This is a genomic window from Novosphingobium sp. B1 (assembly GCF_900176395.1).
Lineage (GTDB): Bacteria > Pseudomonadota > Alphaproteobacteria > Sphingomonadales > Sphingomonadaceae > Novosphingobium.
This window is the reverse complement of sequence record NZ_FWXL01000066.1, coordinates 1-1,327: the sequence shown is the minus strand read 5'-3', so window position 1 is coordinate 1,327 and position 1,327 is coordinate 1. Positions and strand designations below refer to the sequence as shown.

Annotated in this window: 1 protein-coding gene; it reads left to right on the top strand. The window is 58.3% G+C overall.

Annotated features, from left to right (window positions below):
* The first annotated feature begins 16 nt into the window (after nt 1-16).
* Nucleotides 17-1,066 carry an IS110 family RNA-guided transposase gene (locus B9A23_RS22070; protein WP_084281547.1) on the top strand — a complete coding sequence of 350 codons (1,050 nt, stop codon included), beginning with the start codon at nt 17-19 and terminating at the stop codon, nt 1,064-1,066.
* Nucleotides 1,067-1,327: the final 261 nt, after the last annotated feature.

Sequence of the window (1,327 nt, the reverse complement as noted above, 5' to 3'; positions counted from 1 at the left end):
GCGTCAACAGCCACTGATGGAAAGGACGGCAACCGTGACGAAGGCTATCATGATCGGCGTGGACTTGGCGAAAAATGTCATCCAGCTGCACGCCGCAAGAATGACCGGTGAGGTCGAGTACCGCAAGCAACTGTCGCGCGACAAGTTTCGCCGGTTCATGGCCGATCAACCTCCTGCGGTTGTGGTGATGGAAGCTTGCGGCAGCGCAAATTACTGGGCGCGAGAACTCAGTCGCGTTGGTCATACCGTGAAGCTGATCGCCCCCCACTATGTTCGCCCCTTCATCAAACGGCAAAAGAACGATGCAGCGGATGCCGAGGCCATCGTCATCGCAGCGCAGCGACCCGAGATGCGCTTCGTCGCTGCCAAGTCAGAGGAGCAGCTGGGGCGGGCAATGTTATTTCGCACCAGGACCCGGCTCATCCATCAGCGCACTGAACTGATCAACATGCTTCGTGCTTTCCTGTACGAATTCGGTCATGCCGTTCCCCAAGGGGTTCAGCAATGCCAGCGGATGGAAGCGATCGTTGACGCGCCGAACAGCGACCTTCCGAAAATCGTTCGCTCGGAATGCTGTGAAATCCTCGACCAGATTGCAGGGATGACGGCCCGAATTAAGTGCAGCGACGAGCGGATCAGGGCCTTGGCGGCTCGAACCGACACTGCGCGCAGACTACAGACAATGCCAGGTGTCGGCCCAATGACGGCCCTCGCGGTCGAAGCCTTCGCTCCGCCGATGGAAAGCTTCAAGTCCGGCCGTGATTTTGCGGCCTGGCTGGGATTGGCGCCACGTCAGCATTCAAGCGGTGGGAAGGCACGCCATGGGCGGATCTCGAAAGCTGGGCAGGCTGACATCCGGCGCCTACTGATAATTGGCGCAATGTCTCGCCTGAACTGGATGGGCCGCAAATCTATCGTCGCTGGGTCGTGGCTCGCGAAGCTGAGTGCGCGCAAACCACGGATGTTGGTAGCAATTGCCTTGGCCAACAAGATGGCGCGCGCGATCTGGGCCATGCTCACCAAGCACGAGAACTTCCGGGATCCGATGGCAGCATCCGTGGCGTGATCAAACCGCGATAGGCTGACATCGGTGACGGGGAGCAAGAAGGCCATGATTTGAATGGGAAAAGGATCGAACAGATCGGATCAGGAAAACCAGCCCTAGCACGTGAGCTTTCATGCTGGGAAAGTAGTTTTGGACCTGATCCGCGGATCACCATACCGGCCAGCGGCTTCTGAAATGCCGCATTCAAAGGCCTGACAGAAGACCGCACTCGATCATTTGCTCATTCAAGCCGAAAGCCTCTTGCGCAACGGACGGCAACCA